At 63.1% G+C, this 5294-nt stretch carries 5 protein-coding genes; 2 read left to right on the forward strand and 3 right to left on the reverse strand.

Features of this window, described 5'->3' with window-relative positions:
• On the reverse strand, window positions 1-335 hold a 335-nt coding region (locus tag HQL56_17855), incomplete at its 3' end, for a DUF420 domain-containing protein (GenBank protein ID MBF0311385.1).
• Between the two features lie 13 nt (window positions 336-348).
• Window positions 349-1716 carry a cbb3-type cytochrome c oxidase subunit I gene (locus HQL56_17860; GenBank protein MBF0311386.1) on the reverse strand — a complete coding sequence of 456 codons (1368 nt, stop codon included), beginning with the start codon at window positions 1714-1716 and terminating at the stop codon, window positions 349-351.
• 94 nt (window positions 1717-1810) lie between these two features.
• On the opposite strand from HQL56_17860, the gene HQL56_17865 reads away from it, so the two are divergent.
• Together HQL56_17865 and HQL56_17870 are read left to right on the forward strand one after the other, a co-directional pair.
• Window positions 1811-2758: an ABC transporter ATP-binding protein gene (locus HQL56_17865; protein ID MBF0311387.1), complete on the forward strand. Its 948-nt coding sequence runs from the start codon at window positions 1811-1813 to the stop codon at window positions 2756-2758.
• Window positions 2755-3543, forward strand: a complete 789-nt coding sequence (locus tag HQL56_17870; protein ID MBF0311388.1) for an ABC transporter permease — start codon at window positions 2755-2757, stop codon at window positions 3541-3543. The genes HQL56_17865 and HQL56_17870 overlap by 4 nt, the downstream gene beginning before the upstream one ends.
• 489 nt (window positions 3544-4032) lie before the next feature.
• On the opposite strand, the gene cyoE is transcribed toward HQL56_17870, so the two are convergent.
• On the reverse strand, window positions 4033-4935 hold the full coding sequence (gene cyoE / locus HQL56_17875) for a protoheme IX farnesyltransferase (GenBank protein ID MBF0311389.1): 903 nt from the start codon (window positions 4933-4935) through the stop codon (window positions 4033-4035).
• Window positions 4936-5294: the final 359 nt, after the last annotated feature.

The following is a 5294-nucleotide window of genomic DNA, read 5'->3' on the forward strand; positions in this document are numbered from 1 at the left end:
CGGTGCTGTTCGAAACGCTTCAGCAGGGCGTTGAACACCGCCAGGAGGATCAGGGGCAGCACGGCGGCGGCCAGGATCACATGGCTGGCCAGCAGGGCGAAATAGAGGGGGCGGATCAGTCCCTGTCCCGCGAAGGGGATGTTGCCCACCTTGGCGTGATAGGTCAAATAGGAGATCAGAAAAACCGTGGAGACCAGCAAGGCCGCGATCATGCGGTTGCGATGGGTGACGCGGTCCCCCTTGAGGATGGCCACCCAGGCGCTGGAGATGAGAATGGCCGCCACCAGATTCAGGGTGGCGTGGAAATGGGGCAGGATCGGGATCAGGGATTCCATGGGGTGAAGCTCCTTAAGAATTCACAACCGGTTTGGAGAGCAGGGAACGAATGACCAGGACCAGGAAGAGGACCCCGGCCACCACGGCCAGCAGTCCGCCGAGACCCATGATGCCCATGGCCAGCTTGGTGGAGAGGGTGTCCAGGGCCTGTTCGGCGCCGTAGGTCTTGCGCTGCACGCCATGCCCCCCGGACCAGGCCAGGCCGAGAACGTGACAGCTCTGGCCGATGCCGTAAAGGATGGGTTGCCAGGTGGCCAGTTTCAGATTGGGCGCGGGATAGCCCAACAGCGGCAGCAGGTGGTAGATCAGGCCCATATAGGCCAGAGTGATGGCGACGATCACCCCGTGGTAGTGGGCGGGAATGGTGACGTTGACCCCGTCGATGAGAAAGCCGATCATGCCGCCAAGGGCAATCAGGAAGAGGGAAAAGGCCAGACTCCAGCGCAAGGGGGCGTGGCGCGGCTCCCGGTTCCGGCCCGAGATGGCGGCGACCACCACCGCCAGTCCCATGGGCATCAGGGCGATGCCCCCGCCGTACCACATGAGATCGACATAGGCCTGCCGCAGGGAGGGTGAGGTCAGGAAGAGGCGGAATTCGATGGCCGGGGCGGCCAGCACCGGCAGGGCTCCCAGAAAAAAGAGCAGGCCCGCCAGCCGGGGGGTGAGGGCCGGTCTGGCCACGATCGAAACCAGCCAGAGCCAGACCAGCATGACGATCTGACTGTGGGCGAACTGCAGCACATGTCCTCCCCCCCAGAAGAGGACTTCGAAGTGGTACTCCCGCTCGGACTGGGGTTCGAGACGCCACCAGGTGGCCAGCCAGACCAGCAGGGTCAGCAGCAGAATGGCCAGGGCGGAGCGCAGACCGATGCGCAGGGCGATGGCGCCCTGGTTCAGGGTGGGACGCCAGAAGCCGGGCAACAGACTGCGCAGGGCCATGAGGCCGCTGCCGGTCAGGAAGGTCACCAGCCCCGCGAAAAAGGGCAGCTGGTCCAATACCGGGACGTAGTTGTTGCGGTAAGGCGTTCCGGCGGCGAGAAAGGGCGAAAAGGTCAACAGCAGACAGCCCGCAGCGGCGAGCCACAGGGCCAGCCAGTCGATCCAGCCGGGGGCCACCTGACGGGGTAGGGCCGCCAGCATGCCGGCGAAGGCCAGAAACCAGACCAGCACCGAAAGATCGACATGCACCACCAGGGCGGTGCGGAAGGAGTCGATCCAGGGCAGAAAGGTGTTCAATACCGGAGTGCGGGCCAGCACCACCAGAATGACCACCAACCCGGAGCCCACCAGAGAGCAGAGGGCGAGCCACAACCAGGCGACCGCCAGCCGTCGTCCCTGGGGATCCTCGGGAACGGGCAGTGAAAAGGGGGATGAAGCCATGGTGCGGTGTCCTCCCAACCCGGAAAGAGTCGTATACCTTCTTTAAATTAAGGAAAACACGGTGTCACGGCAACCTGTACCGATTGCGTCGGCCCTGATTCAGACCAGGGCGGTCAGCCACTATTATCCCGGTTCCCGGCGGCGCGATCCGCCCCGGCAAGCCCTGCTCCCCCTCGATCTGCAGGTGGAGGAGGGGCAGTTCTTCGCCCTCACCGGGCCGAACGGGGGCGGGAAATCGACCCTGTTCAAGATTCTCGCCGGGGTCATGCAGCCCAGTGCCGGGGAGGTGCTGGTGGGGGGGAAGAATCTCTTCGCCGCCGGCTCCGGGGCGCGGCAGTTGCTGGGGGTGGCCTTTCAGAAACCCGCCCTCGACCGGCAGTTGACGGTGATGGAAAACTTTCGCATCCACGCCAGCCTGTATGGCCTGGATGCCGGGCGATTTCACCGTCGCCTGGAAGCGGCCCTCTCCTGGTCGGGTTTACAGGATCGCCTGGCGGACCGGGTGGGCCAACTCTCCGGGGGGCTGGCCCGACAGGTGGAACTGGTGAAGGTGCTCCTCCACGAACCCCGCATCCTTCTGCTGGACGAGCCCACCACCGGGCTCGATCCGGGGGTGAGGCGGGCCTTCCTCGACCGGTTGCTGACCCTGCGTCGTGAGGAGGGTTTGACCATCTGCCTGACCAGCCATCTCTTCGAGGAGGCGGAGGCGGCGGATCGCGTGGGTATTCTCAAAAAGGGTGTCATGCTGGCCAACGACACTCCGGAAGCCCTCAAACGTCAGGTGGGGCGCAATCTTCTGGTGTTGAAAAGCCGCCGACCGGAGGCCCTGGAGGCTTGGTTGCGCCACGAGCCGGCCATCCAGGTGCAGCATCTGGAGGGGGAGATGCGTCTGGAAGGCCCCGACCTGGATCGGCTGCTGGCGCGAATCCTGGTGGAGTTCAAGGAGGATCTGCTCTCCGTCTCCTTCAAGGAGGCGACCCTGGAGGATCTCTTCATCCATCTGACCGGGGAAAAAGCGGTCGAAGGGGAGGTGGCGGCATGAACGGCATGGCGGCGGTCGGGGCTCTGGCGCGACGGGAGATGGTGCGGTTTTTCCGCCAGCCGCACCGGGTGGCGGGCAGCCTGGCCCAACCCCTGCTCATGTGGGCGGTGCTGGGCGCCGGTTTTTCGCCGGCCTTCCGGGCTCCCGGACTGGAAGGGGTCAGCTACCTGGAGTATTTCTACCCGGGAATGCTGTTGATGCTGATGCTCTTCTCCGGAATCTTCTCGACCATCACCATCATCGAGGATCGGCAACAGGGGTTGTTGCAGGAGGTGCTGGTCTCTCCGGCGCCGCGTTGGGCCATCGTGCTGGGCAAGGTTTTCGGCAGCATGGGCGTGGGCCTGGTGCAGACCCTGCCGCTGCTGGTGGCGGCGCCCTTTCTGGGACTGAACCTGGGGTGGAATCTGTTGCTGCTGGTGCCGGGGCTGCTGATTGTCACCCTGGGTTTCACCACTCTGGGCTTGCTGGTGGCCTGGGGGCTGGAGAGTACCGCCGGTTTTCACGCCGTGATGTCGGTCTTTCTGATGCCGTTGTGGATGCTCTCCGGCGCTCTCTTCCCCCTGGACAAGACGCCCCCCTGGTTGTGGGCTCTGATGGTGGTCAATCCGGTCAGCCACGCCCTGGAGGTGATTCGTCGCCCCTTCTACGAGCCGGTTGCCGCCCTGTTGGGTAACGCCTCCTATCTGGGAGCCTGGACCATCACTCTGGCCTGGGCGCTCTTTTGTCTGGGGCTGGCCACCTGGCGGGTGGGACTCCCGGAGAAGGGGGTACCGAACCGCGCCTGAACCGCATCCATCTTGGGATGTTGAGCTTTTCAGTTATACGGGGGTCCGGGGGGATTGTCCCCCCCGGCGGGGTTCGGGGCAGCGCCCCGAGGTGTTGACGTGGCCTTTGGCGGGTCGAAGCCAAAGGGGAAATGCCCAACTCACATCTTTTCCAAACCTTGTCCTCACTTCGACCCGCCGGAGGGGGCAAGGGGAGGGACTCATCCTCCCCTTCTTTAAACTCAACACCCGGACACAGCCAGGGTTGTTCGAGAATAAGAGGCCCTTATTCTTGCAAAACCTGAACCTCGGTGAAGGTGGCGTTTTCAAGGATGGGGAGTCCCTCCCCTGGCCCCCTCCGGCGGGTCGAAGCATTTCCAAGAGTGTACAACAGGATCGGGTTGGTGCGCTTTTCTTCGAGGCTTCGACCCGCTAGGTCAACACTTCGGGGCGCCGCCCGGACCCCCGTATGCCTTCAACATCCCGAGATGGGTGCGGTTTGCAAGGGAATCAGTTCCAGGGCAGGTGAATATCGGCCACCATGAAGCAGAAGATGCCGCCCAGATATTTCATGGAGGCCAGGAAGTTGGCCCGGGCCGTGGTGGCGTCGGGATTTTTCACCATGCGCAGATTCTGCCAGAGCAGGAAGATTCCCAGGGCAGAGGCTCCCATACCGTAGAGGGGGCCGAGTTCACTGAACCACCAGGGCAGCAGGGAGGAGGCGATGAGCAATACGGAGTTGATCAGGATGACCCGGGCGGCCTTTTTCTCGCCGATCAGCACCGGCAGCATGGGAATGCCGGCCTGGCGATAGTCTTCCTTGAGGAAGATGGCCAGGGACCAGAAGTGGGTGGGGGTCCAGAAGAAGAGAAAGAGGGCGAAGAGCCAGGGCAGGGTGGTGGCCTGGGGATCGGCGGCGGCGGCTCCCGCCAGGACGGCGAAACTGCCGGAGGTGCCGCCGAAAATGATGTTGGTCCAGGTGCGGCGCTTCAACCAGATGGTGTAGACCACCCCGTAGACCAGGGCCCCCATGAAGAGATAAAAGGCGGTGGGGGCGTTGAAGAGGTGCAGGGAGAGCAGCACGGAGATGCCCAGGAAAAGGGCGGCCAGAACCAGGGGTACACGCAGATCGGTGCCGGGTTGACGCACCAGGGGACGGTTGGCGGTGCGGGACATGCGCTGGTCGATATCCCGATCGTAAACGTGGTTGACGATGCCGGAGCTGGCGGAGCCCAGAATCATCAACAGGGTCAGGGCCAGCAGATGCAGGGGTTCGACCGTCGGACTCACCACGATATAGGCGACGACCGCCGTCAGGGCGATCATGCCACCGATTTTGAGCTTCATCAGCTCCAGGATGTCCCGTGCGGAGGGCAGGGCCGAATCGACCGTCTGGAACAGGGAAACGCTCATGGCGCAATCACCCGGCTAAAGTAGACGTGTGGAAAAAACGGAGGGCGGGTTCAGGGCCCGTAGTGATAAACTTTATAAAAAATGGAGACATACATAAAAATCGCCACGGCCAGGAGGAAGAATCCCAGGAGGGCTTTGCCGGGTTTTTTGGCGGGTGCGTGGGAGTTTTCCATGGTGATGCTCCGTCGGACCAGGGGGAGAAAAGGGGGATGCCGAAGCATCCCCCGCCAGGGCGTGTTGCCATTCACCATCTTTTGGTCCCTGGCGGCGTTGCAATCCGGTTCGGAATGCTCATGTAGGCGAGCTACATTCCGCTTCCTCACCGTCTTGCGCCTTGCCAGGAACCAAAATCTGGCAAA

This window comes from Magnetococcales bacterium (assembly GCA_015231925.1).
Lineage (GTDB): Bacteria > Pseudomonadota > Magnetococcia > Magnetococcales > JADGAQ01 > JADGAQ01.

Excerpts from the sequence above, each read along its gene's own strand:
- HQL56_17870 (MBF0311388.1), top strand. The coding sequence starts at position 2,755 with ATGAACGGCATGGCGGCGGTCGGGGCTCTGGCGCGACGGGAGATGGTG.
- cyoE (MBF0311389.1), bottom strand. The coding sequence starts at position 4,935 with ATGAGCGTTTCCCTGTTCCAGACGGTCGATTCGGCCCTGCCCTCCGCA.
- HQL56_17860 (MBF0311386.1), bottom strand. The coding sequence starts at position 1,716 with ATGGCTTCATCCCCCTTTTCACTGCCCGTTCCCGAGGATCCCCAGGGA.